Below are 26,275 nucleotides of genomic sequence, written 5' to 3' on the forward strand. Positions count from 1 at the left end.
ATGGACACCAAAGCTTGGATCATCGTCGGCGCGGCCCTCGTGCTGCTCATGCCGGCCGCCGTCGGCGTCCTCCTGGTCCGGGTCCTGAAGGCCAGGAAACTGCTGGTGGACGCGGGTGTCCCGCTGCACAGCAAGGCGCTGGTCTGGGCGGCGGTGCTGTACACCGTGTCGCCGGTCGACCTGCTGCCCGACCCGGTCTATCTCGATGACATCGGGTTCCTCCTGCTGGCTCTGCGCTCGCTGCACACGGCGGCGCGGACCGCGGGGATCGGCGGCCGCCCGGAGCACCCGGCGGAGACCGGGCGGAACCTCGTTCCGTAGCCCTTCGCGCACCTTCCGGTAAACCGGGCACGTCCTGATCGTTGACAGCTGGACGAGTACACGTCACTCTCCTGGGAGAGCGCTCTCCCAACCCGCCGCGGGGCCCCGTCCCGCACTCTTCCGCCAGGAGAGAATGTGCACAGAGCCGGTTCAGCCCTGCCCGCGAGACCCCGCGCGGGCACGCTGCTGATCACCCTTCTCGCCCTCGTCGCCTCGTCGCTGGTCATGCTGACCGCACCCGGCGCCCGGGCCGCGGAGTCCCTGCTTTCGCAGGGCAAGACCGCCACCGCGTCCTCGTCCGAGGGCGCCGGCTACGCGGCCTCGGCCGCCGTGGACGGCAACCTCACCGGAACGCGCTGGGCCAGCGAGTGGAGCGACCCCCAGTGGCTCCAGGTCGACCTGGGCGCCACCGCCGACCTCAGCAGGGTCGTCCTGACCTGGGAGTCCGCCTTCGGCAAGGCGTACGAGATCCAGGCGTCCGACAACGGTTCCGACTGGCGCACCCTGAAGACCGTCACCGACGGCGACGGCGGCACCGACGACCTCGCGGTCAGCGGTTCCGGGCGCTACGTCAGGATGAACGGCACCGCCCGCGCCGGCGGCTACGGCTACTCCCTGTGGGAGTTCCAGGTGTACGGCACCACCGGCGCCACGAACCCGGACCCCGGTACCGGCGGGGCCGTCCGCGTCACCGGTTCGCAGGGCAACTGGCAGCTCACCGTCGACGGCAAGCCGTACCAGGTCAAGGGACTGACCTGGGGCCCGTCCGTCAACGACGCGGCGCGCTACATGCCCGACCTGAAGTCCATGGGCGTCAACACCATCCGGACCTGGGGCACCGACGGCACCTCCAAGCCGCTGCTCGACGCGGCGGCGGCCAACGGCATCCGCGTGGTCAGCGGCTTCTGGCTCCAGCCCGGCGGCGGCCCCGGAAGCGGCGGCTGCGTCGACTACCTGACCGACGACGCGTACAAGTCCTCGTCGCTCACCGAGTTCGCCAAGTGGGTGGACACGTACAAGAGCCACCCCGGTGTGCTCATGTGGAACGTCGGCAACGAGTCGGTGCTCGGCCTTCAGAACTGCTACGGCGGTGACGAGCTGGAGAAGCAGCGCAACGCCTACACCACCTTCGTCAACGACGTCGCGAAGAAGATCCACACCATCGACCCGGACCACCCGGTGACCTCCACCGACGCCTGGACCGGTGCCTGGCCCTACTACCAGCGCAACGCCCCCGACCTGGACCTCTACTCGGTCAACTCGTACGGCGACATCTGCGCCGTACGCGACACCTGGGAGAACGGCGGCTACACCAAGCCGTACATCATCACCGAGGGCGGCCCGGCCGGTGAGTGGGAGGTCCCGGACGACGCCAACGGCGTCCCGGACGAGCCCACCGACGTACAGAAGGCCGAGGGTTACACCAAGGCGTGGAGCTGCGTCACCGCCCACCAGGGTGTCGCGCTGGGCGCCACCTTCTTCCACTACGGCACCGAGCACGACTTCGGCGGCGTCTGGTTCAACGTGGTGCCGGACGGCAAGAAGCGGCTCTCGTACTACGCGCTGAAGAAGGCGTACAGCGGCTCCACCGCCGGTGACAACACCCCGCCAGTCATCAGCAACATGACGGTGCAGAACGCCGGCGGCGCCCCCGCCGGCAAGGAGTTCACCGTGCGGGCCGACGTCCGCGACCCGGACAACGACCCGGTCACGTACAAGATCTACCTCAGCGGCAACTACGCCACCGGTGACAAGGGTCTGGTGGAGGCCACCTGGCGGTCCACCGGCAACGGCACCTTCGCGGTGACCGCGCCCGCGCGGCTCGGGGTGTGGAAGGTGTACATCCAGGCCGAGGACGGGCACGGCAACGCCGGCATCGAGACCAAGTCGGTGAAGGTCGTGGTGCCCCCGGTCGGCGGCACCAACATCGCGCTCGGCCGCCCCGCCACCGCCAGCTCCGCCCAGGCCGGCAGCAGCGGCTGCCCCTGCACCGCGGCGATGGCGACCGACGGACGGCTGGACACCCGGTGGGCCAGCGACTGGAGCGACCCGCAGTCCATCCAGGTCGACCTGGGCGAGCGGAAGTCCTTCAGCCACCTCCAGCTGGTGTGGGACCCGGCGTACGCCAGGTCCTACGAGGTGCTGGTCTCAGACGACGGCGACTCCTGGCGGTCGGTGTACACCACGACCACCGGTGACGGAGACGCCGACGACCTCGACATCGCGCAGACCGCCCGCTATGTGAAACTCAACCTCACCCAGCGCGGCACGGCGTGGGGCTACTCCCTCTGGGAGTTCGGCGTCTACAGCTGACGACCGGGCGGGCACCGGCGGGGCCACCCCGCCGGTGCCCGCCCCCATGCGTGTCGATGGCCGTGAGGGGGAAGGGGAACGGCCATGGTTGAACGCATGAACGTCACCGACATCCTGACCGATGGGTACACCCGCATCCGGGAGACCGTGCACGCGGCCGTCGAGGGCCTGGACCCCGACACCCTCCACGCCCGGCTCGACGACGACGCCAACTCGATCGCCTGGCTCGTCTGGCATCTGACCCGCGTCCAGGACGACCACATCGCGGACGCGGCCGGCACGGAACAGCTCTGGACCGCCCAGGACTGGGCCGGCCGCTTCGGCCTTCCCCTCCCCGCCGGCGCCACCGGCTACGGGCAGAGCAGCAAGGAGGTCGCCGCAGTCCGCGTGGGCTCGGCCGATCTGCTCCTCGGCTACTACGACGCCGTCCACGAGAACACGCTCGGCTACCTCCGCGGCCTGGACGGCCACGCGCTGGGCCGCGTCGTGGACGAGGCGTGGGACCCGCCCGTCACCCTGGGGGTGCGGCTGGTCAGCGTCCTGTCGGACGACCTCCAGCACGCGGGCCAGGCGGCGTTCGTCCGGGGCGTGCTGGAGCGCCGTTAGCGACTGCTCACACGCCGCGCGTACGGGCGTAGTGGCCCGGGCCCGTGCCCACGATCCGTTTGAAGTGGCGGGTCAGGTGCGACTGGTCGTAGAAACCCGCCGACGCGGCGACCGCCGACGCCGGGACCCCGCGCAGCAGCAGCCGGCGCGCCAGATCGACCCGCCTGCCGGTGACGTACTGGTGCGGCGCCATCCCGAACTCGCGGCTGAACGCCCGTACCAGATGGGCGTGATGGGCGTGCAGCCGCGCACCGGCCTCCTGGAGCGTGATGCCCTCGACATACGTCGCGTCGAGCAGTTCCCGAAGCCGGTGCGCGATCCTGCCGTCGTGGACGTACGGGGCCGAGCCGACCCGGTCGCCCAGATGCTGTCCGAGCCGTTCCGCGACGAGGGCGAGCCGGCTCGCCGCCTCCAGCTCGTCACCCGGGTCCGCGAGTGTGCGGTGGAGGCGGTCGATACGGCTGCGCAGCGCCGGGTCGTGCAGCACCGGCCGGTCCACCGCCCGGCCGATCAGCCGCTCGTCCACCTGGCCGGTGTCCAGATACAGCACGCGTTTGCGGAAGCCCTCGGGGGTGGCCGCCGCACCGTTGTGCGGGACGTGCGGCGGCAGCAGCGTCACCGTGTGGGTGAGTACACCGTGCTCGTGGTGGTCCAGGTCGTAGCGCACCATGCCCTCGTCCACGACCAGCAGCGTCCAGGCGTCGTGGGTGTGCATCGGGTAGGCGTGGTCGGTGAAACGCGCGTGGAAGACCTCGGCGATCCCCTCCACGGGCGGCGACCACGCGGTGATCTCGGGACGTGCTGCGGCCATACGCCGATCGTACGCCGGGCCGTCGCCGCGCCCCGACGTGCAAAGTTCGTACAAGACCGGGCCCCGGGCGCCCCGGCAGGCTCGGGGCATGACAGCCGAGACCGCCGCCCCCGCCCCCGTCCGCTTCGACACCAAGATCGCCGTGCTGCTCCGTGACGACCTGGAGACCTGGCAGCGGCTGAACGTCACCGCCTTCCTGGTCAGCGGTCTCGGCACGGTCGCCCCCGAGGTGATCGGCGAGCCGTACACCGACGCGGACGACACCCCGTATCTGCCGATGTTCCGCCAGCCGGTCATGGTCTTCGAGGGTGCCAAGGAGATGCTGACCACCGCCCACACCCGTGCCGTCGGCCGGGGCGTCGCGCTCTCCGTGTTCACCTCGGACCTCTTCGCGACGGGCAACGACCGGGACAACCGCGCCGCGGTGCGCGCCGTGCACCGGGACTCGCTGGACCTCGTCGGGATCGCGGTGCACGGGCCCCGCAACGCGGTGGACAAGATCCTCAAGGGCGCGTCGATGCACCGCTGAGCGGCACAGGGGGCCGGCCTTACGATCCGGTCCCCGCGCCGGACAGATGGCTCAGGAACCACGCGCGGGCCCGCTCGGCGACCTCGTCCAGCGTGCCCGGCTCCTCGAAGAGGTGCGTCGCGCCCGGGACCACGTCGAGCCGGCTCTCGCAGCGCAGCGCCGCCCGCGCCCGGCGGTTCAGGTCCAGCACCTCGGTGTCCCGGCTCCCCACGAGCAGCAGCGTGGGCGAGCGGACCTCGGCCAGGCGGGCGCCCGCCAGATCCGGCCGGCCGCCCCGCGAGACGACGGCCCCGATGCCCGTGTCCCGGTCCGCACCCAGCACGGCCGCCGCCTGGAGCGCGGCGGCCGCGCCCGTGCTGGCACCGAACACGCCGAGGGGCCCGGGCGCATGGGCCCGCACCCAGGCCGCGGCGTCCACCAGGCGGCCGGCGAGGGCCGAGATGTCGAAGACATGGCCGCCCTCCGCCTCCTCGTCCGCGGTGAGCAGGTCGAACAGCAGCGTGCCGAGCCCGGCCCGGTTCAGCGCCGCCGCGACCGACCGGTTGCGCGGGCTGTACCGGCTGCTCCCGGAGCCGTGGGCGAACACCACGAGCGCCCCGGAGGCACCGGCCGGGGTGAGGGTGCCCGGCAGGTCGACCCCGCCGGCCTCCACCAGGACGTCGCTGGTCAGCCGGGGCCCGGTCTGCCGCGCGGCCCGGGCCAGCAGCGCGACGACCTCCTCGTCCGGGGTCTGGCCGAAGTCCCGGTACCACTCGCCCACCGCCGAGAACGCGGCCGGCGAGGACAGGCACACCAGCTCGTCCGCCTCCTTCCGCAGCCGGGCCGCGGCGGACGGCGGTGCGACCGGCACGGCCAGCACCACATGCGCGGCGCCCTGCGCCCGGGCCACCGCGCAGGCGGCGAGCGCGGTCGCGCCGGTGGCGATCCCGTCGTCCACCACGACCGCGGTGCGCCCGGCGAGCGGGACGCGCGGCCGGTCGCCCCGGAACTCGCGGGCCCGGCGGCTCAGTTCGGCCTCCTCCGCCTCCTGGACGGCCGCGATGTCGGAGTCCGTCACACCGGCCCGGCGCACGATGTCGTCGCTGATGATCCGGACCCCGCCCTCCCCGATGGCCCCGAAGCCCAGTTCCGGGTGGCGCGGGACGCCCAGTTTGCGGACCACGATGACGTCGAGCGGGGCGCCGAGCTCCTGCGCGACGCGGAAGGCGACCGGCACACCGCCGCGCGGGAGGCCCAGCACGACGGGATCGCTCTGCGCGAGGGGCCGGAGGGCTTCGGCGAGCCGCCGGCCCGCGTCCGGACGGTCGGCGAACAGCACGGGACTCACCCCACATCGAGGACCACGCACGGCGCCGACCCGTCTCGCGCCGGGCGGCGCACGTACCTCATTCCAATCAACCTCGCTCGCCGGGCCTGCGCAAATCGGCGGAAACGCGGGGGATGCCGACAGCTAGATGACAATGAAAACGATTGTCGTTAACGTATGCCGGGTCGGGCGCGCAGCCTGCCGGCCATCTGCCGGCGTGCGCCCGGAATCCCGCAACCATGCGTAAAAGAGGGGGAGTCGTGGCTCATCTGCTGATGGTCGAGAGCTGGGTCGGGTCGATGAGCAGACTGTTGCCGAGAGCGATCCGGGAGGGCGGGCACGAGTTCACCTTCCTCACCCGCGATCTGCACCACTACCTGCGCTCGGCGCCGGAGGGCACCCGGCACCCGCTGCTCTCGGCCCGGAACGTGCTGACGGCCCCCACCAACGACCCCGACCGCCTGCTGCCGTTCGCCGAACGCGCCCACCGGGCCCTGGGTTTCGACGCCGTGGTCTCCTCCTGCGACTACTACCTGCCGGCCGCCGCCCGTATCGCGGCCCGGCTCGGCCTGCCCGGCCCCGCCCCCGAGGCGATGGAGAACGCCTGCCGCAAGGACGCCACCCGGGACGTCCTCGCCCGTGCCGGAGTGCCCGGACCGCGCTACGCGGTCTGCGCCGACTGGGCCGGCACCGCCAAGGCGGCGGCACGGATCGGGCTGCCGCTGGTCGTGAAGCCGGTGGACCTGTGCGCGGGGATGCTGGTGCGCCGCGTGGACGACGAGGCCCAGCTCGCCGACGCCCACCGCGCCCTCGACGGCTTCCCGGTCAACGCGCGGGGACAGCGGCGTGCCCCCGTCGTCCTGCTGGAGGAGCTGTTGCACGGTCCCGAGGTCAGCGTCGAGACCGTCACCCACCGGGGCAGGACCCGGGTGATCGGGGTGACCGACAAGAGCGTCGGCGGCGCCCCGGCCTTCGTGGAGACCGGGCACATGTTCCCGGCGGCCCTCACCGGACAGGACGCCCGAGCGGCCCGGGACACCGCGGTCCGGGCGATCGAGGCGCTGGGCCTGGACGGCGTCGTCGCGCACACCGAGATCAAACTGACGCCCACCGGCCCCCGCGTGGTGGAGGTCAACCCCCGCCCGGCCGGCAACCGCATCACCGAACTCGTCCGGCATGTGACCGGCATCGACCTCGCCGCCGCCTGTGTGAGCGTGGCCCTCGGCGAGGAGCCGGATCTCCGGCCGCACGACACCGGCCTGCGCAGCGCCGCCATCGGCTTCCTGGTGCCCGCCACCGGGGGAGTGCTGGACGGCATCGACGGCGGCGACATGATGGGCGAGGCCGACGACGTGCTGGAGCTCAGCCTCGCCGCCCCCGGCACCAGGGTCACCGCCGAGGGCAGCAACAACGGCTACCTCGGACATGTGATGGCGGGCGACACCGACGGGCCGGGCGCCCGCGCCCGCGTGGAAGCACTGCTGGCGGGCCTCCGCCCCCGGGTGGTGTCCCGATGACCGCGCACACCGCCACCGCCACCACCGCCCCGGCCCCCGGTTCGTGCGACGAGCTCGTCTCCCGTGTCCTGTCCGGCGCGTACGGGCACGACCCGAAGGCCCTCCGCGTCAGCACCGCGTTCACCACCCGCCAGTCCGTCAGGCATACGGGGCGGGCCGGCGGCTACCGCAACGAGGTGCTGAGCCTGCGCATCGGCGCCGCCGTCGGCTCCTGCGCCGTCGAACCGGGCGAACTGCCGGACGGCACGGCCGACGACTGCGCCGGAACCGACACCGCCACGCTGCTCGCCCACCCGTTGAGGCCGGTGCGGATCGCCGCGCTCGACGCCTTCCTCATGCACACCCTGCCGCACGGCCCCGCCTCGGGCGCCCTGCCCCTGCCGCTGCCCGCGGGCAGCTCGCTGGAGAAGTCGCGGGCCAGGGCGCGCGCCGTCGTCGGCCTGCTCGGCCTGCCGCCCGGCCGCACGGTGCTCGTCGTCGGCGTCGTCAACTCGCTCCTGGAGGCGCTGCGCGAGCGCGGACTGCGGTACGTGCCCTGCGATCTGAAGGACGGCACCACGGAGTGGGGCGAGCCGGTACGCGGCGACGCCTCGGACCACCTCACCCGCTGCGATGCCGTCCTCGCCTCGGGAATGACCCTCGGCAACGGCACCTTCGAACAGCTCAGGACCCACGCCCTGCGCCACGGCAAGCCCCTCGTGATGTTCGCCCAGACGGGCAGCGCGGTCCTGCCCCGGCTCATCGGCTCAGGGGTCACCGCCGTCTCCGCGGAGCCGTACCCCTTCTTCTGGCTCGACGGCGGCCCCGGCACCATCCACCAGTACGGAGGCACCCGGTGACCACGGCACTCCTGCGCCCCGCCGGCAACCGCGAACTGCTCGGCCTGGTCGGGCGCACCCCGCTCGCCCGGATCACCGTGCCGCTGCCCTGCCCGCACCCCGGCTTCTGGGCCAAGCTCGAAGGCTTCGGGGTGGGCGGCATGAAGGCACGCGCCGCCGTCTCGATGCTCCAGGGGGCCGAGGAACGCGGCGAACTCCGCCCCGGCGCCCCGGTCGTGGAGTCGACGTCCGGCACACTCGGCATCGGCCTCGCCTTCGCCGGCCAGGCACTCGGCCACCCGGTGATCCTGGTGGGCGACACCGAACTCGAACCGTCCATGCGGCAGTTGCTGCGCGCCCACGGCGCCCGGCTCGAAATGGTCGACCGCCCGGCCGAGGAGGGCGGCTGGCAGGCCGCGCGGCTCGCCCGGCTCCGTGAAATCCTGGCCGCACTCCCGGACGCCTACTGGCCCGACCAGTACAACAACCCCGACAACACCGCCGGTTACGCCTCGCTCGCCGCCGAGATCGCCGGCCGGCTCGACCGGGTGGACGTGCTGGTGTGCAGCGTCGGCACCGGCGGACACAGCGCCGGCACCGCCGCCTCGCTGCGCGGACACTGGCCCGCGCTGCGGCTGATCGGCGTCGACGCCACCGGCTCGGCCATCTTCGGCCAGCCCGCCCGCCCCCGGCTCATGCGCGGCCTCGGCAGCAGCATCCATCCCCGCAACGTCGCCCACGACCGCTTCGACGAGGTGCACTGGGTCGGCCCGGCCGAGGCCGCCGACAGCTGCCGCAGGCTCGCCAGGGGCAACTTCGTCAGCGGCGGCTGGAGCACCGGGGCCGTCGCCCTCGTCGCGGCCTGGGCCGCCCGCGTGCACCCGGGCGCGGTCGTGGCCACCGTCTTCCCCGACGGACCGCACCGCTACCTCGGCAGCGTCTTCGACGACGGCTTCAACGCCCTGCACGGCCTCCGTACGGGTGCCCCCGCGACCCGCCCCGTCGAGATCTCCCACCCCGGCGCTGCGGAGGCCACCGGCTGGACCCGCTGCACCACGGTCACCGCTCCCAGGGAGCGCCGATGAAGTGCACCCTCAGCACCGTGGAACTCCGGCTCGCCGAGCCACTGCGGATCTCCCGGTCCACCACCACCGCCCGGCACGCCGTCCAACTGTCCGTCGAGCACCAGGGACTCCACGGCCACGGCGAAGCCGTCACCAGCGTGTACTACGGGCTGGACACCGGCGCCCTGCACCAGTGGCTGCACCGGTCCGCCCGCGCACTCGCCCGCTTCCCCGACCCCGAGACCGCCCTCGCCGCACTTCCCGAGGACGCCACCCCCACGCCCCCGGCGGTCACCGCCGCCGTGGAGTCCGCGCTGCTCGACCTCGCCGGCCGGCGCGCCGGGAAGCCCGTGCACCGGCTGCTCGGCGCCGCCGCCCCGCCCACCGCCGCCACCGCCCGGACCATCGGCATCACCACGCCCGCCCGGGCCGCCGCCCTCGCCACCCGCCTCGCGGAGCAGGGGTTCACGGTCCTCAAGGTCAAGGCCGGATCGGCGGAACCGGAGGACGACATCGCACGAGTGCGCGCGGTCCGTGCCGCCGCCCCCGGCGTACGCCTGCTGCTCGATCCGAACGGCGGCTGGAGCGGGTCCGCCGCGCCCCGGCTGCTCGGGCGGTTCGCCGAACTGGGCGTCGAGGCCGTCGAACAGCCCGTCGTGCCCGGGGACCCCGAAGGGCTGGCCCGGCTCGCCGCACGGTCACCGCTGCCGGTGATCGCGGACGAGGACGCGGTCTCCTTCGAGGACGCCCGCCGCCTCGCCGGCCGGGTCCACGGCATCAACGTCAAGCTCGCCAAGTGCGGCGGCCCCGGCGCGGCCCTGCGCATCGCCGCCCTCATCGCCGGAAGCGGAACGGATCTCATGCTCGGCTGTCTCACCGCCAGCTCACTCGGCATCGCCCCCGCCGTCCACCTCGCCGACCGCGCCCGGTGGACCGACCTGGACGGCCACCTCCTGCTCGCCCACGACCCCTGGACCGGAATCGGCGGCGACGACGGCACCGTACGCGCGAGTGCGCGGCCGGGACTCGGCGTACATCCGGGCCCGGCGCCCGCCACGGCGGAGGTGCGCCCGTGACGACCTGGCGCGAGATCCGCAGTTTCAGCCCGGCCGTACGCCTCCTGCTGGTCAACCAACTCGGCGTCAACACCGGCTTCTACCTCCTCATCCCCTACCTCGCCGTCCACCTGAGCCGCGACCTCGGTATGTCCGCCGCCGCCGTCGGCACCGTGCTCGGCGTGCGCAACCTCAGCCAGCAGGGGCTTTTCATCCTGGGCGGCTCGGCGGCGGACCGGCTGGGCGCCCGGGGCGTGATCATCACCGGCTGCGCGCTGCGGACCGTGGGCTTCGGCCTGTTCGCCCTCGGCGACGGAACGGCGGTGCTGCTCGCGGCCTCCGTGCTCAGCGGGCTGGCCGGCGCCCTGTTCAACCCGGCCGTCCGCGCCTATCTCGCGCAGGAGGCGGGGGAGCGCAAGGCCGAGGCGTTCGCCCTGTTCAACGTGTTCGCGACGACCGGCGCCCTCGTCGGCCCCCTCCTCGGCAGCGCGCTCCTCCTCGTCGACTTCCGGGCCGCGGCCCTCACGGCAGCCGGACTCTTCGCGGTCCTGACCGTCGCCCAGGCCCTGATGCTGCCCGCCGGACAGGCCGCCGCCCCGGCGAAGGAGAGCGTGCTCTCCGACTGGCGCGAAGTGGTGGGGAACCGGGCGTTCATGGCGTTCGCCCTGGCCATGGTGGCGATGATCGCCCTGGAGAGCCAGCTCTATCTGCTGCTCCCCGAGGGCGCCCGCCGGGCCACCGGGTGGGACGGCGCGGCAGGACCGGTCCTCGTCGTGGCGACGCTCGCCGGGCTCGGGTTCCAGCTGCGCATCACCCGGACGCTGCAACGCCGGGGCAGCCGGGCGGGCTGGATCAGCTGCGGCCTCGCGCTGATGGCCGCGGCCTTCGTACCGCCCCTGCTCGTGACCTCCGGCCCGGGCGCCGACCCGGGAGACATGCCCGGCGCCGCACTGCGCATGCTCCCCGTACTGGCCGGTGCACTGCTCCTCCAGACCGGCCTGATGGTCGCCCAGCCCTTCGTGATGGAGCTGGTCCCCGGCTTCGGCCGGTCCAGGCTCACCGGCACCTACTTCGGCGTCTTCTACGTGGTCTCCGGCATCGCGGCCGCCCTGGGCAACGCCGCCGTCGGCTGGGCGATGGACACCGGGGCGCGCACGGGCGCCGGCTGGCTGCCATGGGTGTGCTGCGCCGCACTCGGGCTCGCCTCGGCGGCCGCCGTCGCCCGGCTGCACCGCACCGGGGCCCTGCCCGGCGCGCCGGCGCCCCTGCCGGCCCGGGCGTGAGGAGGCCGAGATGAGCGACAGGAACCTGCTCACCGACAACCCGGCCCTGTACGAGGCGCGCTTCCCGGACGCCGAACGGCTCGCGGGCCGCTGGACCGAGGAGTGCCTGCGCACCCACGGGTCCGGCGCCCGCGTCCTGGACCTCGGCTGCGGCACCGGCCGCGACGCCGCCCACCTGCACGGAGCCGGCCGTACGGTGACGGGCGCGGACCTCTCCGACGCGATGCTCCGGTACGCCGCCCGGCACCACCCGGGACCGCGCTACCGCCACGCGGACCTGCGCCGCTTCGACCTCGGGGCGGGGCGCTTCGACGCAGTGGTCTGCCTGGACAGCGCGCTGCTGTACTGCCGGACCGACGCGGAACTCGCCGGCTGCCTCGCCTCCTGCCACCGGGCGCTCGCCCCCGGCGGCCTGCTCGTCGCGGAGATGCGCAACGGCGCCTACTTCCTCGGCAGCGCCCACCGCGACGGCGCCCCCGCCGCCCACGCGTTCACCCACGAGGGCGTCGGCTACCGCTCCGTCACCCGGCTCCGCGTGGACCCCGCCTGCCGCCTGCTGCACCGCTCCCGCACCTGGACCACGGACGACGGCTCGCCCCCGGTCGAACAGCGCTCGGCCTGGCGCCTGCTGCTGCCCGACGAACTGCACCGCACCGTCACCGGGGCCGGATTCGAGGTGCTGGCCCTGCACGACGGGCCGGGACCGCGCACCGAACCCGCCTGGCGCGAAGGCGCGGTCCCGGCGGGCACGACGACCGCCGACCGGCTCCACCTCATCGCCCGGCGCACCGCCCCGCGCGCCTGAGCCCGGCCCCGATACCCACCGCACAGCAAGGACAACCGTGATGCACGACGACCATTTCCCCGGCCTGCGCCGCCGAGGCTTCCTGATCGCCTCGGGAGCCGCCGGCGCCGCCGGAGCCCTCGCCCTCGCCGGATGCGCGGGCACCCCCGCCCCCGGCACCTCCGACGCCAAGCAGGAAGCCGGCACCCCGAAGCGCGGCGGCCGGCTGAGGGCCGCCTTCGCCGGGGGAGGCGCGAGCGAAACCCTGGACCCGCACCTCAGCAACCTGTTCGCCGACGCCGCCCGTGCCAAGGCCCTCTACGACAAGCTCGCCGACTACGGCGCCGACCTCGCCGCCGAGCCCCGCCTCGCCGCCTCCTGGGAACCGGACGCCACCCTGAAGCGGTGGAAGATCTCCCTGCGCGCCGCCGTCTTCCACAACGGGAAGCCCGTGACCGCCGCCGACGTCCTCCACAGCTACCGGCGCATAGCCGACCCGAAGCGCGCCTTCCGTGCCAGGGCCTCGCTCGAACCGATCGACCTGGCCGCCAGCCGGGCCCCGGACGAGCGGACCGTGGAGTTCGTCCTCAAGCGCCCGACCGCCGAATTCCCCAACATCATGGCCGCGTTCGGCGCGTACATCATCCCGGCGTCGGCCCGCGAGGGCGACTTCGACCACGCACCCGTCGGCAGCGGCCCCTTCCGCCTCGTCTCCTTCGCACCGGGCCGCTCCACCCTCCTGCGCCGCAACGACGACTACTGGGAGGGCGCACCGCATCTGGACGAGCTGGAATTCGTCGTCGCCGACGAGGAGTCCGCCCGCGTCAACGCCCTGCTCGGCGGCCAGGTGGAATACGCCCACGAACTGAACCCCGCCACCGCCCGCGCCCACGAGCACGGCGGGCGCGTGACCATCGTGCGGCTCCGCAACAGCGCCATGCAGTCCTTCGCCATGAAGTCCGACCGGCCGCCCTTCCACGACCCCCGCGTCCGCCAGGCGCTGTTCCTCGTCGCCGACCGCGCGGAGCTCGTACGCAGCGCCCTCTCCGGCGCCGGCGAGATCGGCAACGACCTCTTCGGCAAGGGGTACGAGAACTACGCGGACGGCCTTCCGCAGCGCGAACAGGACCTGGGCCGCGCCCGGCGGCTGCTGAAGGAGGCGGGCACCGACGACCTGCGGATCACCCTGGACACCTCACCGGTCGCCACCGGCTTCACCGAGGCCGCCGCCGTCTTCCGCGACCAGGCCGCCAAGGCCGGCATCACCGTCCGCGTGCGGACCGGCAGCAAGGACACGTACTGGAAGGACATCCTCGACGCGGGCACCCTGTGCTGCTACCGCTCCGGGGCGATGCCCATCGAATCGCACCTCTCGCAGCGCCTGCTCACCGACTCCACCACCAACGCGACCCACTGGCGCCACCAGGACTTCGACGCCCTGTACCGGCAGGCCCAGTCCACGAAGGACCCGGAGCAGCGCGCCGCCGTCTACGCCCGCATGCAGCGCCGCCTGTACACCGAGGGGCCGTTCCTCATCTGGGGATTCGCCGACTGGATACTCGGCACCGCCCGCAACGTCCGCGGCATCGAGCACCGGGCCCCCGCCAACACCCTCGACTGGGCCCGCTTCGACAAGGTGTGGCTGGCGTGACCGCGACCGCACGCTGGGCGACGCGCCGGCTGCTGCTCGGCGGCGCGCAGACCGCCGCCGTGGTCCTGCTCGTCTTCGCCGCCACCGAGGCCCTGCCCGGCGACGCCGCCGTCGCCCTCGCCGGCGACCAGCCCGACCCCGAACGCATCGAAGCCGTCCGTACGGCAATGCGGCTGGACCGGCCCGCCCACGAACGCCTCCTCGACTGGACGGCCGGGCTGCTCCACGGCGACCTCGGCACCTCGCTGACCTCCGGGCGGCCGGTCGCCGCCGCGCTCGCCGACGGCATCGGCCCCACCCTGCTGCTCGCCGTACCGACCGTCCTGCTGCTGGTCCCGGCCGGAATCGGCCTCGGCGTGCTGGCGGCCCGGCGCGAGGGAGGCGCGGTGGACCGGACCATCAGCGCGGTGCTGCTCACCCTGTACGCCGTTCCCGAATTCGCCCTGGGAGCCCTGCTGGTCACCGTCTTCGCCCTGCGGCTCGGCTGGTTTCCGCCGACCGCGGTGGGGTACGGCACCGAGCTGGCCTCCCATCCCGCCGCGCTCGTGCTGCCCGTCCTCGTCCTGCTGGCGCGCCCGGTCTGCTCGCTCGCCCGGCTCGTCCGCGCGGGCATGCTCGACGCACTGGCCTCCCCGTACGTGGCCCAGGCCCGTCGCTGCGGTCTCTCCCACACCCGCGTCCGCTACACCCACGCCCTCCCCAACGCCCTCGCCCCGGCCGCCCAGCAACTCGCCCGCACGGTCGACTGGCTGCTGTGCGGGGTGGTCGTCGTGGAGGCCCTGTTCGTGGTCCCCGGACTCGGCACCGTCCTGATGAACGCGGTCGCGGAGCGCGATCTGCCCACGGTGCAGGGGCTCGCGGTGGTCTTCGGCCTCGTCACCGTCCTGCTCAACCTGGGCGCCGACCTGGTCACCCACCGCCTCGCACCCCGGACGGAGGCCGCCGCATGATGGCCGTCGCCGTGGCCCGCTCCCGGCGCGGGCTGAAGCGCATCGTCGTCGGCCGTCCGGGCGAGCCCGCCCGGGGGCGGGGCGCCGGACGGTTCGTCCCCGGCCTCCTCGTCCTCGGCGTGCCGCTCCTCATCGCCCTGGCCGGGCCGCTGTTCGCCGGTGACGCCGGACCGCGCGGCACCTCACTGACCACCGGGGCCGGCCACCCGCTCGGCACCGACTTCACCGGCCGCGACGTGCTGCGGGAGGTCCTGCTCGGCGGCCGGTCCGTCGTCCTCGTCGCCGTCGCCGCGACGGCCCTGACCTACGCGGTGGCGCTGCCCGTCGGCTTCGCCTGCGCCCTCACCCGGCGGGTCTGGCTGGAGGAGATGCTGATGCGCCCCCTGGACGTCCTGCTCTCCGTGCCGTCCCTCCTCGCCGTCCTGCTGGTGGCCGCCGTCGTGCGGCCGGGCCCGGCCGGGCTCGCGGTCGTCGTCGCGTGCGTCGGCATCCCGGACGCGGCGCGGATCGTCCGGGCCGCCGGAGCGGAGGCCGCCTCGCGCCCCGCAGTCGAGGCGCTGCGCATGCAGGGGGAGAGCTGGGCGCGCCTCGCCCTCGGCTACGTCGGGCGGGCCATCGGCCGCACCCTCGCCGCCGACATCGGCGTCCGCCTCACCGGTGCGGTGTACCTCGTGGCCACCGCCGCGTTCCTCGGCGTGGGCGTGGCCCCGGACGCGGCCGACTGGGCCGTCATGGTGGACCGCAACCGCACCGGCCTGTCCGTGCAGCCGTGGGCCACGGTGGTGCCCGCCCTGCTGATCGTCGCCCTCACCATGGGCGGCAACCTGCTCGCCGACGCCGCGCTCACCCACCCGCACCGCACGGAGAAGCCCCGATGACACCTGTACGCACCGCCGCGCGCGAGCCCGTCGCCGTCATCGAGGGGCTGCGGGTGGAGGTCGGCGGGCGCGCCGTGCTCGACGGTGTCGACCTCAGCCTGCGGCCCGGCCGGATCACCGCGCTCACCGGCGGATCGGGCAGCGGCAAGACGACCACCGGGCTCGCCCTGCTCGGCGAGTACCCGCCCGGCGCACGCGTGACCGGCCGGGTGCGGGCCCCGCAGGGCCTGATCGGCTACGTGCCGCAGCACCCGGCCGCCGTGCTCAACCCGGCCCGCCGCATCGGCGCGTTGCTCATGGACATCGCCCGCGACCGGGTCCGCCATCTGCCCCGGCCGGAACGCCGGGCGGCGGCGCGGGAACGCGTGCTCGACGCCCTCGCCCGCGTCCGGCTGCCCGCCGACGGACGGCTCCTGCGCCGCTTCCCGCACCAGCTCTCCGGCGGCCAGCAGCAGCGCGTGGTGCTCGCCCAGGTGCTGCTGCTCGGTGCACGCGCCGTCGTAGCGGACGAGCCGACGACCGGTCAGGACCCGCTGACGAAGCGCGGGATCGTGGGCCTGCTCGCCGATGTCGCCCGGCAGGGGATCGCCGTACTCCTGCTCAGTCATGACGCGGACGTCGTCCGGGCGCTGGCCGACGAGGTGGTGGTCCTGCACGACGGCCGGATACGGGACGCACCCCCGGCGGACGCGCCGGCTCGGGCCCCTCTGGGCGGTGCGGGGCGGGAAGGAGTGGTGCTCGATGTGCGCTCCCTCGCCGCGCGTCACGGCCGGACGCCCGTGCTCGACCGCGTGTCGCTCACCGTCCGTGCCGGTGAATGCCTCGCGGTCGTGGGCCGGTCCGGCAGCGGCAAGACCACCCTGGCCCGCTGCGTGAGCGGTCTGCACCCCCGCCACGCCGGGGACGTGCTGCTCGACGGGGCGCCCCTGCCGGCCGGGCTGCGCGAGCGGTCGCGGAGTCAGGTGGCCGGTGTGCAGTACGTGTTCCAGGACGCGAAGGCGGCCTTCGACGCGTACCGCCCCGTGCTCGACCAGGTCGCGCGGACGGCGGTACGCCTGCGCGGTGCGGCCCCGGCCGGGGCGAGGCACGAGGCGCTTGCGCTGCTGGACGCCCTCGGGCTCCCGGAGGCGAAGGCGGCGCGCCTGCCCGCCCACCTCTCCGGCGGCGAACTCCAGCGCGCGGCACTGGCCCGCGCCGTCCTCGCCCGCCCCCGGGTCCTGGTGTGCGACGAGATCACCTCCGGCCTCGATCCGCTGACCCGGGACGCGGTGCTGGGCCTGCTCGGCGGGCTGCTGCGCTCGGGCCGCACCGACGCGCTGGTCCTGATCACCCATGACCTGGCGACCGCCGCCCGGGCGGACCGCGTCGCGGTGATGGACGGCGGCCGGGTCGTGGAGGCGGGGGCGGCGGGGCGGGTGCTGGGCGCGCCGGAGCACCCGTGCACCAGGGGACTCGTGGCGGCGGACCGGTCGTTCGCGGCGGCGGACTGAGGGACGGGGCTGAGGGACGGGGCTGAAGGGCGCGCGACCACGCCTCAGCCGTCCTTGTCCCGCAGCGCCTCGATGAGCAGCAGCGCGATGTCGTCGCTGCCCGGTGTGACGTCCTTCGCGTACCGCACGAGGCTGTCGGCGACGGCCTCCATCGGCCGGCCGGTGTGCAGGCGGAACCGGTCGGCGAGCGCCGCCGTCGACCGGTCGGGATCGGTGCCCGGCACCTCCACCAGCCCGTCCGTGTACAGCGCGAGCGCGGCCCCCGGCGGCAGCGGGATCTCGGTCGTCGGGTAGCGGGCGTCCCGGTCGATCCCGAGCAGCAGCCCGGGCGGCAGCCGCAGCACCTCCGTGTCCCCGCCGGGATGGCGCAGCAGCGGCGGCGGGTGGCCCGCCGTGGCCAGCAGGGCGCGGTGGCCCGCCAGGTCCAGATGGACGTAGAGGCAGCTGGTGAACAGGTCGGCGTCGAGGTCGGAGAGCAGCCGGTTGGTGCGCGCCAGGACCTCGGCGGGCGGTGCGCCGGCCGAGGCGTGCACCGCCGTGCGTACCTGCCCCATCAGGGCGGCGGCCGTCACGTTGTGGCCCTGCACGTCGCCGATGGCCGCGGCCGCGGTGGTGGCGTCCAGCGGGATGACGTCGTAGAAGTCGCCGCCGATGCCCATGCCCCGGGTGGCGGGCAGATAGCGGGCGGCCACGTCGAGCCCGTCGATCCGGGGCAGCGTGTGGGGGAGCAGATGCGCCTGGAGGCTGTGGGCCAGCCGCTCCTTCGTGTCGTACAGGCGGGCCCGGTCCAGGGCCTGCGCGATGAGCCCGGCGATCGAGGTGAGGAGCGCCCGCTCCTCCGGCTCGAAGGAGCGCGTGCGGTCGTAACCGAACACCAGCGTGCCGACAGGGCGCCCGGAGGCGGACAACGGCAGGAAGGCCCACGCGGCCAGCCCCTCCTGGAGCGAAGCGGGCCGGAAGGCGCGCCGGAATTCGTCAAAGGTCCGGTAGAAGGCGGGCACACCGGTGCTCAGCACCTGCGCGACGGGCGCGCCGGACGTCAGCGGAGCGCCCTCGAAGCACTCCATCAGCGCGTCGCTGAAGCCCCGGTGCCGCTCGATGTGCAGCCGCCCCTCCGCCACGGTCAGCACGGCGAGCGCCTGGATGCGGAAGGCGGGCACCAGCTGTTCGGCGATCAGCTCGACCACGTCCTGGATGCCCACGGCCTCCGTGAGCGTCGCCGCCAGGTGCATCAGGTGGTAGAGCGCGACGGCCCGCCCCGGGGCGCTCGGCGAGGCGGCCGCGCCCGTGGCGGTGGGGAGCGCAGGGGCGTGCGGATCGGAGACCGGTGCGATGTACACACTGATCCCGGACGCGTCCGGGTAGAGGCGGAACGACAGCCACTGGTCCGGCGGCCGCAGGGCCACGAAGGACATCGGCTCCCGGCTGATGATCGCGCCCCGGTACTGGTCCTCGAACAGCGGGTCGGCCATCCAGCGCAGCGACTCCCACGGCAGCGTCCCCACCAGGTCCTCGACGCGCCCCCCGACCAGCGCGGCACCGTTCTCCGTGAGATAGGTGATCCGCCCGTGCATGTCGAGGGTGCAGCAGCCGCCCGGCAGCCGGCCCACGAAGTCCGCCGCGGCGACCGCCTCGGTGTGCGCGGGCGGCGGGGCGGTGACCGGGGGCAGCACCCGCGGCCCCCGGCCCGCGCTCACCGGACGGCCCCGCTCCCGCGCCTCGTGGAGCACCCGCGCGGCGTCGCGGCAGCAGTGGTCGACGGCCGCCCGCTCCTGCGGCGTCAGCTGCGCCGGATGGGAGCCGGGCCACAGCAGGACGAGTCCGCCGTGCACCCCGGTCGCGTCGGCGAGGGGCGCGGCGGCCAGCGCGAACCGGTACGGCAGCACGAGCGCGGGGCGCGGATACCGCCGGGCCAGCTCCTCCTGACTGCCCAGCCACACCAGCCGCTGGTCCTTCACCGCGTCCGACACCGGCATCGGCGCGGAGAGCGGCACCCGGACCCAGGGGTCGGCGATCTCCGGCGGAATCCCGGCGAGCACCGCGAGCCGGAGCGTCGTCCCGCCGGGCGGCAGCAGATAGAGCATCGCCAGCGCGGCGCCCGTCTCCCGCACGGCACACGCCACCGCCGCGTCCAGACGCTCCTCCGCCGAGTCCACGGCAGGTCCGACATTGCCCATAACCGGACAATACGCCCGCGTCTCGTGGTGGACACCGCCATGGTGTCCACCGCGACGCGCTTCCCGCCGCCCGGCTCCGCGGGTCCGCGTCCGATCAGCCCGCCGCGGCCTCCCGGCCGATCTGCTCGAACCGCGCCCCCATCTCCGCGGCCAGCGCCTGCGCGGCCGACAGCGGGCGGACCATCACCATGAGGTCGTCGATCAGGCCCTCCTCGTTCAGATGCAGGAAGTCGCAGCCGGTGATCTCCCGGTCGCCGACCTTCGCGGTGAAGACGAGCGCGTGGTCCCGCCCGTCCGGGCTCGCCATCTCCCGTACGTAACGGAAGTCCCCGAACACCTCCGAGACGGCCCGCAGGATCGCGGCCGTGACCGGCTTCCCCGGATAGGGCTTGAACGCCACCGGGCTGGTGAAGACGACGTCGTCGGCCAGCGTGGCCTCCACCGCCGCCAGATCGTGCGCCTCGACCGCCTTGCGGAAAGCGAGCATCCCGGCCTCCATAGTCAATTTGTTGAATAGGTGCGAACGACATTAATCACATGGGTGCTAGCGTGTCCAGATGTCCCTCAAGTACGCGGTCCTGGCAGCCCTGCTCGAAGGCGAGGCGTCCGGGTACGACCTGGCGAAGGTCTTCGACGTCTCGGTGGCGAACTTCTGGTCGGCCACCCCGCAGCAGCTCTACCGGGAACTGGACCGGCTCGCCGACGGCGGTCTGATCGAGGCACGCGTGGTCGAGCAGGTGCGCCGGCCGAACAAACGGCTCTTCACACTGACACCGGCCGGCCGCGAAGCGCTCGGCGCGTTCACCGCCGAGGCGCCCCGGCCCACCGCCATCCGGGACGAACTGCTCGTGATGATCCAGGCCGTGGACATCGGCGACGCCGAGGCCGTACGCGCCTCGGTCGAGGAGCGCATGGAATGGGCGCGCGCCAAGCTCGCCCGCTACGAACGGCTGCGCCTGCACCTGCTCGACGGCCGCGACGAGGCGGCGTTCCTCGCCGGGACCGACCGCGTCGGCCCCTATCTGACCCTGATGCGCGGCCGGTCCTTCGAGGAGGAGAACCTGCGCTGGGGCGCACGCGTCCTGGAGATCCTGGAGCTCCGGACCGCCCAGCGGCGCGCGGTGGCCCGATCGGACGACCCGGACGGGCGCGCCCGGGGCGTGCGGGCTGCAATGGACGGGTGACCGCGCCCCCCGACGACTGCCTCGCGCGCAACGAGTGGATCTGCGGCGCCTACCTCAGCAGCCGCCGCCACATCCTCTGGGAAGCGGCGCTGCAACACATCCAGCTGACCGCGGTCTCCGTACTCATCGGCCTCGCCCTCGCCCTGCCGCTCGCCCTCGCCGCACGGCGCCGGCGCTGGGCCGCCGGACCCGTCCTCGGCGTGACGACGATCCTCTACACCATCCCGTCGCTCGCCATGTTCTCCCTGCTGCTGCCGGTGTACGGACTCTCCGCCTCGCTCGTCGTCGCGGGCCTCGTCCTCTACTCCCTGACGCTCCTCGTACGCAACATCCTCGCCGGACTGCGCGCCGTACCCGAGGACACCAGACAGGCCGCCCGAGGCATGGGCTACGGCCCCGTACGACTGCTCGTCGCCGTGGAACTGCCGCTCGCCCTGCCCGCCGCGATGGCCGGCCTGCGCATCGCCACCGTCTCCGCGGTCTCCCTGGTCACCATCGGCGCGATCGTCGGCTACGGCGGGCTCGGCAACCTCATCTACGCCGGGATGAACACCTACTTCAAGGCCCAGGTGCTCACCGCGTCCGTCCTGTGCGTCGTCATCGCCGTCGCCGCCGACCTGCTCCTCCTGCTGCTGCAACGCCTGCTCACCCCATGGACGAGGAGCCGGTCGTGAACACCCTGACGGAAGCCTGGTCCTGGCTCACCACCTCCGCGCACTGGCAGGGCCAGGACGGCATCTGGGCCCGGCTCGGCCAGCACCTCTACCTCACCGCCGTCTGCCTGCTGATCAGCTGCCTCATCGCACTGCCCGTCGCCCTGCTCCTCGGCCACCTCGGCCGGGGCGGCGCGCTCGCCGTCAACCTCTCCAACATCGGGCGCGCCGTACCCACCTTCGCCGTCCTGGTGCTGCTCCTGCTCACCCCGGTCGGCCGCTGGGGCGAGGGCCCGACCGTCGTCGCGCTCGTCCTGTTCGCCGTACCCCCGCTGCTCACCAACGCGTACGTCGGCATGCGCGAGGTCGACCGGGACGTCGTCCGGGCCGCCCGGGGCATGGGCATGACGGGCCGCCAGCTGCTCCTCCAGGTCGAGGCGCCGCTTGCTCTGCCCCTCATCCTCACCGGGGTGCGCATCGCCGCCGTCCAGCTCGTCGCCACGGCCACCATCGCGGCCCTCGCGGGCGGCGGCGGGCTCGGCCGCATCATCACCGCCGGGTTCAACCTCGCCTCCACCCCGCAGGTGGTCGCCGGAGCCGTCCTGGTCGCCGCGTTCGCCCTGGTCGTGGAGGGGGTCTTCGAGGCGGCCCAGCGGTTCGCGCCGCGCCGGTTCGGGCTGCGCGTGGCGGAGGCGACCGCGTGAGGGCCGGACCCCGCGTCCGGGCCGGCCGCCCGCTCGCCGCGCTCCTGCTGCTGGCGGCCACCGCCTGCACCACCGGGCCCACGCTGGAGAACCAGGGCGCGGTCACCGCCCCGCCCGGCGACAGCAAGCACCTGACCATCGGCTCCGCCGGCTTCACCGAGAGCGACCTCCTCGCCCGGATGTACGCCCTGCTGCTGGACCGCTCCGGATACTCCACCGAGATCATCTCCGTCACCAACCGGGAGATCTACGAACCCGCCCTGGAGAACGGCCAGATCGACGTCGTCCCCGAATACGCGGCCACCTTCGCCGACTGGCTGAACGCCAAGGAGCACGGCGCCGACGCCGCCCCCGTCGGCTCGCCCGACCTCGCCGCCACGATGAAGGCCCTGCGCGCCCTGGCCGCACCGCGCGGGCTCACCGTCCTCAACCCCGGTAAGGCCGTCGACCAGAACGCGTTCGCCGTCACCGCCGCCTACGCCCGGAAGCACCGCCTCAGGACGCTCGGCGACCTCGGCCGCTCCGGGCTCCCGGTACGCCTCGCGGCCGGCGACGAGTGCGTCCAGCGCCCGTACTGCGCACCCGGGCTGAAGAAGACGTACGGCATCGACATCACCTCCGTCGACCCCAAGGGCGTCGGCACCACGCAGGCCAAGCAGGCCGTGCAGAGCGGCCGCGACCAGATGGTGCTGACCACCACCACCGACGCCACCCTGGACGACTTCGGGCTCGTCCTGCTCGCCGACGACAAGCACCTCCAGAACGCCGACTACCTCGTCCCCGTCGTCAACCGGGCCCGCGCGGGCGGCGCCGGGGTGCGCAAGGCCCTGGGCAAGCTGAACACCGTACTCACCACGGCCGATCTGGCCCGGCTCAACGAACAGGTCGACAGCTGGCGACGGCTCCCCGAGGACGTGGCCCGCGCCTACCTGCGCTCCGAACACCTCATCCCGACGGCGCCCCGATGGTCCGGGACTCGGTCTTCCGGATCGCCTCGCTCACCAAACCGGTCGCCGCCGCCGCGGCCATGATCCCGGTCGAGGACGGGCGGATCGCGCTGGACGACCCGGTCGCGCCCTGGCTGCCCGAGCTGGCGGCGCCCGTCGTCGTCCGCACCCCGGACGGCCCGGTGGGCGACGTGGTCCCGGCGTCCCGCCCGATCATCCTGCTCGACCTCATGACCTCGCGGGCGGGCTACGGATTCCCGTCCGACTTCTCGCTGCCCGCCGCCCGCCTCCTGTTCAGCGAGCTGAAGCAGGGCTCCCCGATGCCGCGCGACGTCGCACCCCCGGACGCCTGGATGGACACGCTCTCGCGCATCCCACTGCTGGCCCAGACGGGCCGCGAGTGGCTGTACAACACCTGCTCCGATCCTGGGCGTGCTCATCGCCCGGGTCGCCGGGCAGCCGCTGCCGGACCTCCTCACCGAGCGGATCTTCGCCCCGCTCGGCATGAGCGACACCGGCTTCGCGGTCCCGGATCGTCCCCGCCACCGGCACGACCGCGATCATGCTCAGCCAGGTGGAGATGACCGGCCCCACCCCGCCACGGCTGATGCGCGACTTCTGGCAGTACGCGGCGGAAGCCTGACCGGGGGCGCGTACCTCAGGCGTCCGCCACCGAGTCGAACCGCACCTCGTCGCGCCCCACGCCCTGCGCGTCCGCGTCCACCGAACGCCGCAGGGCCTCGTGGAGCTTCGCCGGGGTCAGCACGCCGAGGAACCGGGCCCCGTCCAGCACCGCGATCCACCCCGCGTCCCGCTGAAGCATCTCGCTGAACGCCCGTTTCAGCGGCGCGCCCACCGGCACCCACGCGTCCATCCGGCGGGCCAGCTCACCCACCGTGCCCTGGTCCCCGGCGATCCGCAGCGCGTCCGCCGACACCCAGCCGTGCAGCTCGCCCGACTCGCTCAGCACGACCGCCCAGCGCGCACCGGCCGTGCCCAGCCGGGCGGCCGCCACCCCCGCCGGCTCGTCCAGCCGGGCCAGTGGCGGCTGCTCCAGGTCGTCCGGCTCGATCGCGGTGACCGACAGCCGCTTCAGCCCCCGGTCCGCGCCGACGAACTCCGCCACATACGGGGTCGCGGGCGAGCCGAGCACCGCGCCCGGTGTGTCGAACTGCTCGATGCGCCCCTCGCCGTACACCGCGATCCGGTCACCCATCCGCACCGCCTCCTCGATGTCATGGGTGACCATCAGAACCGTCTTCCTCACCCTCGACTGGAGCTTGAGGAATTCGTTCTGCAACCGCTCACGCACCACCGGGTCCACCGCGCCGAACGGCTCGTCCATCAGGAGCACCGGCGGGTCGGCCGCGAGGGCCCGCGCCACGCCGACGCGCTGGCGCTGGCCGCCGGAGAGCTGCGCGGGATAGCGGGAGCCGTACACCGACGGGTCCAGGCCCACCAGATCCAGCAGCTCGGCCGCCCGCTCCCGCGCCCGCGCCCGCTTCCAGCCCACCAGGGCCGGCACGGTCGCCGTGTTGTCGAGGACCGTCCGGTGCGGGAACAGCCCCACCTGCTGGATGACATAGCCGATGCCGCGGCGCAGCTTCACCGGGTCGGTCCGTGCGATGTCCCGGCCGTCCACCAGAATGCGGCCCGAGGTCGGCTCGATCAGCCGGTTCACCATCATCATCGTGGTCGTCTTGCCGCAGCCCGAAGGGCCCACCAGGGTGACCAGTTCTCCCTCGGCGACCTCGAAGGACAGTCCGTCGACCGCGGTCGTGCCGTCCGGATAGACCTTGCCGACCTGTTCGAACCGGATCATGAGAGCACGGTAGGAGCCCGCCGCCCCGGCCGCACACGGGCCGCGACCGTCCGGGGCACACCGGTGTGCTGAACTGTCCGGGAACCGTCCGATCCAGGAGCACCCTTGAACAGCTACCGGCAGCCCGGCCTCGTCCTCACCGACCACCGCTTCACCGTCCCGCTCGACCACGCCGACCCCGGCGGTGAGCAGATCGAGGTCTTCGGCCGGGAGATCGTGGCCGCGTCCAGGGCCGGCCAGGAGCTGCCCTGGCTGCTGTATCTGGAGGGCGGTCCCGGCTTCGGCGCCCGGCGCTTCACCGGCGCGGAGGCATGGCTCGGGCGCGCGGTGCGGGAATTCCGGGTGCTCCTGCTCGACCAGCGCGGCACCGGCCTGTCCACCCCGGCCAGCCGGCAGACCCTCCCGCTGCGGGGCGGGCCGCGCGAGCAGGCCGACTACCTCGCACACTTCCGCGCCGACAGCATCGTCCGCGACTGCGAGTTCATCCGCCCGCAGCTGACCGGCGGCGCGCCCTGGACCGTACTCGGCCAGTCCTTCGGCGGTTTCTGCGCCGTCCGGTACCTCTCGGCCGCCCCCGAGGGGCTGAACACCGTCCTGATCACCGGCGGCCTGCCCTCCCTCGACGCCCACGCGGACGACGTCTACCGGGCCGCGTACCCCCGTATCGAGCGCAAGGTCGCCGCACACTACGCCCGCTACCCGCAGGACGTCGAACGCGCCCGCGAGATCACCGCTCACCTCGCGGAGCACCGCCCCGAGAGCGCCGGACACCGGCTGACGCCCGAGAGCTTCCAGTCCCTCGGCATCATGCTCGGCGGCGGCAGCGGCAGCCACCAGCTGCACTACCTCCTGGAGAACGCCTTCGTCCGCACCCCGCACGGCACCGAGCTCTCCGACACCTTCCGGGAGGCCATGCGCGCGGCGACCTCCTTCGCCGGACACCCCCTGTACGCCCTCATGCACGAGGCCATCTACGGACAGGGCGGGCGCCCCACGGACTGGGCCGCCGAGCGGGTCCGCGCCGAGTTCCCGCAGTTCGACGCCGCGACAGCCCTCGCGGGCGACGGACCGGTCCTGTTCACGGGCGAGTCCATCCACCCCTGGCACTTCGAGGCGGACCCCGCGCTGCGCCCGCTGCGCGAGACGGCCGCGCTCCTCGCCGCCCGCACCGACTGGGAGCCGCTGTACGACCCTGAGCGGCTGGCCGCCAACGAGGTCCCGGTGGCCGCCGCCGTCTACCACGACGACATGTACGTGGACACCGCCCACGCGCTGCGCACCGCCGCCGCGATCCGGGGGCTGCGCACCTGGGTGACCGACGAGTTCGAGCACGACGGGCTGCGCGCGGGCGGGCCCCGGGTGCTGGACCGGCTGCTCGCGCTGGTCCGCGACGAGGTCTGACGTACAGCGCG

The 26,275-nt window shown here is 73.9% G+C and carries 24 protein-coding genes and 1 pseudogene; 20 read left to right on the forward strand and 5 right to left on the reverse strand.

Annotated features, from left to right (window positions below):
* From OG338_RS28680 to OG338_RS28690, 3 genes are all read left to right on the forward strand, one after another.
* Positions 1–321 carry a YkvA family protein gene (locus OG338_RS28680; protein ID WP_405940127.1) on the forward strand — a complete coding sequence of 107 codons (321 nt, stop codon included), beginning with the start codon at positions 1–3 and terminating at the stop codon, positions 319–321.
* A gap of 135 nt (positions 322–456) precedes the next feature.
* Positions 457–2,634: a discoidin domain-containing protein gene (locus tag OG338_RS28685; protein ID WP_405940128.1), complete on the forward strand. Its 2,178-nt coding sequence runs from the start codon at positions 457–459 to the stop codon at positions 2,632–2,634.
* 96 nt (positions 2,635–2,730) lie between these two features.
* Positions 2,731–3,240, forward strand: a complete 510-nt coding sequence (locus tag OG338_RS28690; RefSeq protein ID WP_405940553.1) for a mycothiol transferase — start codon at positions 2,731–2,733, stop codon at positions 3,238–3,240.
* Positions 3,241–3,247: 7 nt separating this feature from the next.
* On the opposite strand, the gene OG338_RS28695 is transcribed toward OG338_RS28690, so the two are convergent.
* The gene (locus OG338_RS28695) at positions 3,248–4,051 is read right to left on the reverse strand and encodes an AraC family transcriptional regulator (protein ID WP_405940129.1); all 804 of its coding nucleotides are present in this window, start codon (positions 4,049–4,051) and stop codon (positions 3,248–3,250) included.
* A gap of 88 nt (positions 4,052–4,139) precedes the next feature.
* Here OG338_RS28695 and OG338_RS28700 point away from each other — a divergent pair, with 88 nt between their 5' ends.
* Positions 4,140–4,580: a DUF2000 family protein gene (locus OG338_RS28700; protein WP_405940130.1), complete on the forward strand. Its 441-nt coding sequence runs from the start codon at positions 4,140–4,142 to the stop codon at positions 4,578–4,580.
* 19 nt (positions 4,581–4,599) lie between these two features.
* Here the strand turns inward: OG338_RS28700 and OG338_RS28705 are convergent, their stop codons facing one another.
* Positions 4,600–5,898, reverse strand: a complete 1,299-nt coding sequence (locus OG338_RS28705) for a phosphoribosyltransferase family protein (RefSeq protein ID WP_405940131.1) — start codon at positions 5,896–5,898, stop codon at positions 4,600–4,602.
* A gap of 248 nt (positions 5,899–6,146) precedes the next feature.
* Here OG338_RS28705 and OG338_RS28710 point away from each other — a divergent pair, with 248 nt between their 5' ends.
* The 10 genes from OG338_RS28710 to OG338_RS28755 are packed head-to-tail and all read left to right on the forward strand — an operon-like array spanning position 6,147 to position 17,376.
* Entirely contained in the window at positions 6,147–7,403 is a 1,257-nt protein-coding gene (locus tag OG338_RS28710) for an ATP-grasp domain-containing protein (RefSeq protein WP_405940132.1), read from the forward strand.
* Positions 7,400–8,242, forward strand: coding sequence for a Rossmann-like domain-containing protein (locus tag OG338_RS28715; RefSeq protein WP_405940133.1), 843 nt, complete (start codon positions 7,400–7,402; stop codon positions 8,240–8,242). Before OG338_RS28710 ends, OG338_RS28715 begins: the two co-directional genes overlap by 4 nt.
* Positions 8,239–9,306, forward strand: coding sequence for a PLP-dependent cysteine synthase family protein (locus tag OG338_RS28720; RefSeq protein WP_405940134.1), 1,068 nt, complete (start codon positions 8,239–8,241; stop codon positions 9,304–9,306). Before OG338_RS28715 ends, OG338_RS28720 begins: the two co-directional genes overlap by 4 nt.
* On the forward strand, positions 9,303–10,361 hold the full coding sequence (locus OG338_RS28725) for an enolase C-terminal domain-like protein (protein ID WP_405940135.1): 1,059 nt from the start codon (positions 9,303–9,305) through the stop codon (positions 10,359–10,361). The genes OG338_RS28720 and OG338_RS28725 overlap by 4 nt, the downstream gene beginning before the upstream one ends.
* On the forward strand, positions 10,358–11,623 hold the full coding sequence (locus OG338_RS28730) for an MFS transporter (protein ID WP_405940136.1): 1,266 nt from the start codon (positions 10,358–10,360) through the stop codon (positions 11,621–11,623). The genes OG338_RS28725 and OG338_RS28730 overlap by 4 nt, the downstream gene beginning before the upstream one ends.
* Before the next feature lie 10 nt (positions 11,624–11,633).
* Positions 11,634–12,428, forward strand: coding sequence for a class I SAM-dependent methyltransferase (locus tag OG338_RS28735; protein WP_405940137.1), 795 nt, complete (start codon positions 11,634–11,636; stop codon positions 12,426–12,428).
* A gap of 40 nt (positions 12,429–12,468) precedes the next feature.
* Entirely contained in the window at positions 12,469–14,058 is a 1,590-nt protein-coding gene (locus OG338_RS28740) for an ABC transporter substrate-binding protein (RefSeq protein WP_405940138.1), read from the forward strand.
* On the forward strand, positions 14,055–15,008 hold the full coding sequence (locus OG338_RS28745) for an ABC transporter permease (protein WP_405940139.1): 954 nt from the start codon (positions 14,055–14,057) through the stop codon (positions 15,006–15,008). The genes OG338_RS28740 and OG338_RS28745 overlap by 4 nt, the downstream gene beginning before the upstream one ends.
* Positions 15,008–15,886: an ABC transporter permease gene (locus OG338_RS28750; protein ID WP_405940554.1), complete on the forward strand. Its 879-nt coding sequence runs from the start codon at positions 15,008–15,010 to the stop codon at positions 15,884–15,886. Before OG338_RS28745 ends, OG338_RS28750 begins: the two co-directional genes overlap by 1 nt.
* Positions 15,883–17,376, forward strand: coding sequence for an ABC transporter ATP-binding protein (locus tag OG338_RS28755; protein WP_405940140.1), 1,494 nt, complete (start codon positions 15,883–15,885; stop codon positions 17,374–17,376). The genes OG338_RS28750 and OG338_RS28755 overlap by 4 nt, the downstream gene beginning before the upstream one ends.
* Positions 17,377–17,420: 44 nt before the next feature.
* On the opposite strand, the gene OG338_RS28760 is transcribed toward OG338_RS28755, so the two are convergent.
* The gene (locus OG338_RS28760; protein ID WP_405940141.1) at positions 17,421–19,553 is read right to left on the reverse strand and encodes a SpoIIE family protein phosphatase; all 2,133 of its coding nucleotides are present in this window, start codon (positions 19,551–19,553) and stop codon (positions 17,421–17,423) included.
* Positions 19,554–19,647: 94 nt separating this feature from the next.
* Positions 19,648–20,040, reverse strand: a complete 393-nt coding sequence (locus OG338_RS28765) for a nuclear transport factor 2 family protein (RefSeq protein WP_405940142.1) — start codon at positions 20,038–20,040, stop codon at positions 19,648–19,650.
* A gap of 70 nt (positions 20,041–20,110) precedes the next feature.
* Between OG338_RS28765 and OG338_RS28770 the strand changes: the two genes are divergently transcribed.
* From OG338_RS28770 to OG338_RS28790, 5 genes and pseudogenes are all read left to right on the forward strand, one after another.
* Complete coding sequence (locus OG338_RS28770) at positions 20,111–20,737, forward strand: PadR family transcriptional regulator (protein WP_405940143.1); 627 nt, start codon at positions 20,111–20,113, stop codon at positions 20,735–20,737.
* On the forward strand, positions 20,734–21,411 hold the full coding sequence (locus tag OG338_RS28775) for an ABC transporter permease (RefSeq protein WP_405940144.1): 678 nt from the start codon (positions 20,734–20,736) through the stop codon (positions 21,409–21,411). The genes OG338_RS28770 and OG338_RS28775 overlap by 4 nt, the downstream gene beginning before the upstream one ends.
* A complete protein-coding gene (locus OG338_RS28780; protein ID WP_405940145.1) occupies positions 21,408–22,094 on the forward strand; it encodes an ABC transporter permease in 687 nt (228 codons plus the stop codon). Before OG338_RS28775 ends, OG338_RS28780 begins: the two co-directional genes overlap by 4 nt.
* Positions 22,091–23,125 (forward strand): ABC transporter substrate-binding protein, encoded by a 1,035-nt coding sequence (locus tag OG338_RS28785; protein ID WP_405940146.1) that lies wholly within the window; start codon positions 22,091–22,093, stop codon positions 23,123–23,125. Before OG338_RS28780 ends, OG338_RS28785 begins: the two co-directional genes overlap by 4 nt.
* A pseudogene (locus OG338_RS28790) lies at positions 23,053–23,626 on the forward strand (serine hydrolase domain-containing protein); the annotation flags it as partial. The gene OG338_RS28785 and the pseudogene OG338_RS28790, both read left to right, overlap by 73 nt.
* A 73-nt stretch (positions 23,627–23,699) precedes the next feature.
* Here OG338_RS28790 and OG338_RS28795 read toward each other — a convergent pair.
* On the reverse strand, positions 23,700–24,863 hold the full coding sequence (locus tag OG338_RS28795) for an ABC transporter ATP-binding protein (protein ID WP_405940147.1): 1,164 nt from the start codon (positions 24,861–24,863) through the stop codon (positions 23,700–23,702).
* Positions 24,864–24,968: 105 nt separating this feature from the next.
* Between OG338_RS28795 and OG338_RS28800 the strand changes: the two genes are divergently transcribed.
* Positions 24,969–26,264: an alpha/beta fold hydrolase gene (locus OG338_RS28800; protein WP_405940148.1), complete on the forward strand. Its 1,296-nt coding sequence runs from the start codon at positions 24,969–24,971 to the stop codon at positions 26,262–26,264.
* The last annotated feature ends 11 nt before the right edge of the window (positions 26,265–26,275 follow it).

The sequence above is a fragment of the Streptomyces sp. NBC_00726 genome (assembly GCF_045161735.1).
In the GTDB taxonomy this organism is placed as follows: domain Bacteria; phylum Actinomycetota; class Actinomycetes; order Streptomycetales; family Streptomycetaceae; genus Streptomyces.

Bases quoted from the DNA above. Each gene is read 5' to 3' on its own strand.
- OG338_RS28735 (WP_405940137.1), top strand. From the start codon at position 11,634: ATGAGCGACAGGAACCTGCTCACCGACAACCCGGCCCTGTACGAGGCG.
- OG338_RS28680 (WP_405940127.1), top strand. From the start codon at position 1: ATGGACACCAAAGCTTGGATCATCGTCGGCGCGGCCCTCGTGCTGCTC.
- OG338_RS28760 (WP_405940141.1), bottom strand. From the start codon at position 19,553: ATGGGCAATGTCGGACCTGCCGTGGACTCGGCGGAGGAGCGTCTGGAC.
- OG338_RS28795 (WP_405940147.1), bottom strand. From the start codon at position 24,863: ATGATCCGGTTCGAACAGGTCGGCAAGGTCTATCCGGACGGCACGACC.
- OG338_RS28715 (WP_405940133.1), top strand. From the start codon at position 7,400: ATGACCGCGCACACCGCCACCGCCACCACCGCCCCGGCCCCCGGTTCG.
- OG338_RS28695 (WP_405940129.1), bottom strand. From the start codon at position 4,051: ATGGCCGCAGCACGTCCCGAGATCACCGCGTGGTCGCCGCCCGTGGAG.
- OG338_RS28690 (WP_405940553.1), top strand. From the start codon at position 2,731: ATGAACGTCACCGACATCCTGACCGATGGGTACACCCGCATCCGGGAG.
- OG338_RS28750 (WP_405940554.1), top strand. From the start codon at position 15,008: ATGGCCGTCGCCGTGGCCCGCTCCCGGCGCGGGCTGAAGCGCATCGTC.
- OG338_RS28770 (WP_405940143.1), top strand. From the start codon at position 20,111: ATGTCCCTCAAGTACGCGGTCCTGGCAGCCCTGCTCGAAGGCGAGGCG.
- OG338_RS28755 (WP_405940140.1), top strand. From the start codon at position 15,883: ATGACACCTGTACGCACCGCCGCGCGCGAGCCCGTCGCCGTCATCGAG.
- OG338_RS28765 (WP_405940142.1), bottom strand. From the start codon at position 20,040: ATGCTCGCTTTCCGCAAGGCGGTCGAGGCGCACGATCTGGCGGCGGTG.
- OG338_RS28740 (WP_405940138.1), top strand. From the start codon at position 12,469: ATGCACGACGACCATTTCCCCGGCCTGCGCCGCCGAGGCTTCCTGATC.
- OG338_RS28700 (WP_405940130.1), top strand. From the start codon at position 4,140: ATGACAGCCGAGACCGCCGCCCCCGCCCCCGTCCGCTTCGACACCAAG.
- OG338_RS28725 (WP_405940135.1), top strand. From the start codon at position 9,303: ATGAAGTGCACCCTCAGCACCGTGGAACTCCGGCTCGCCGAGCCACTG.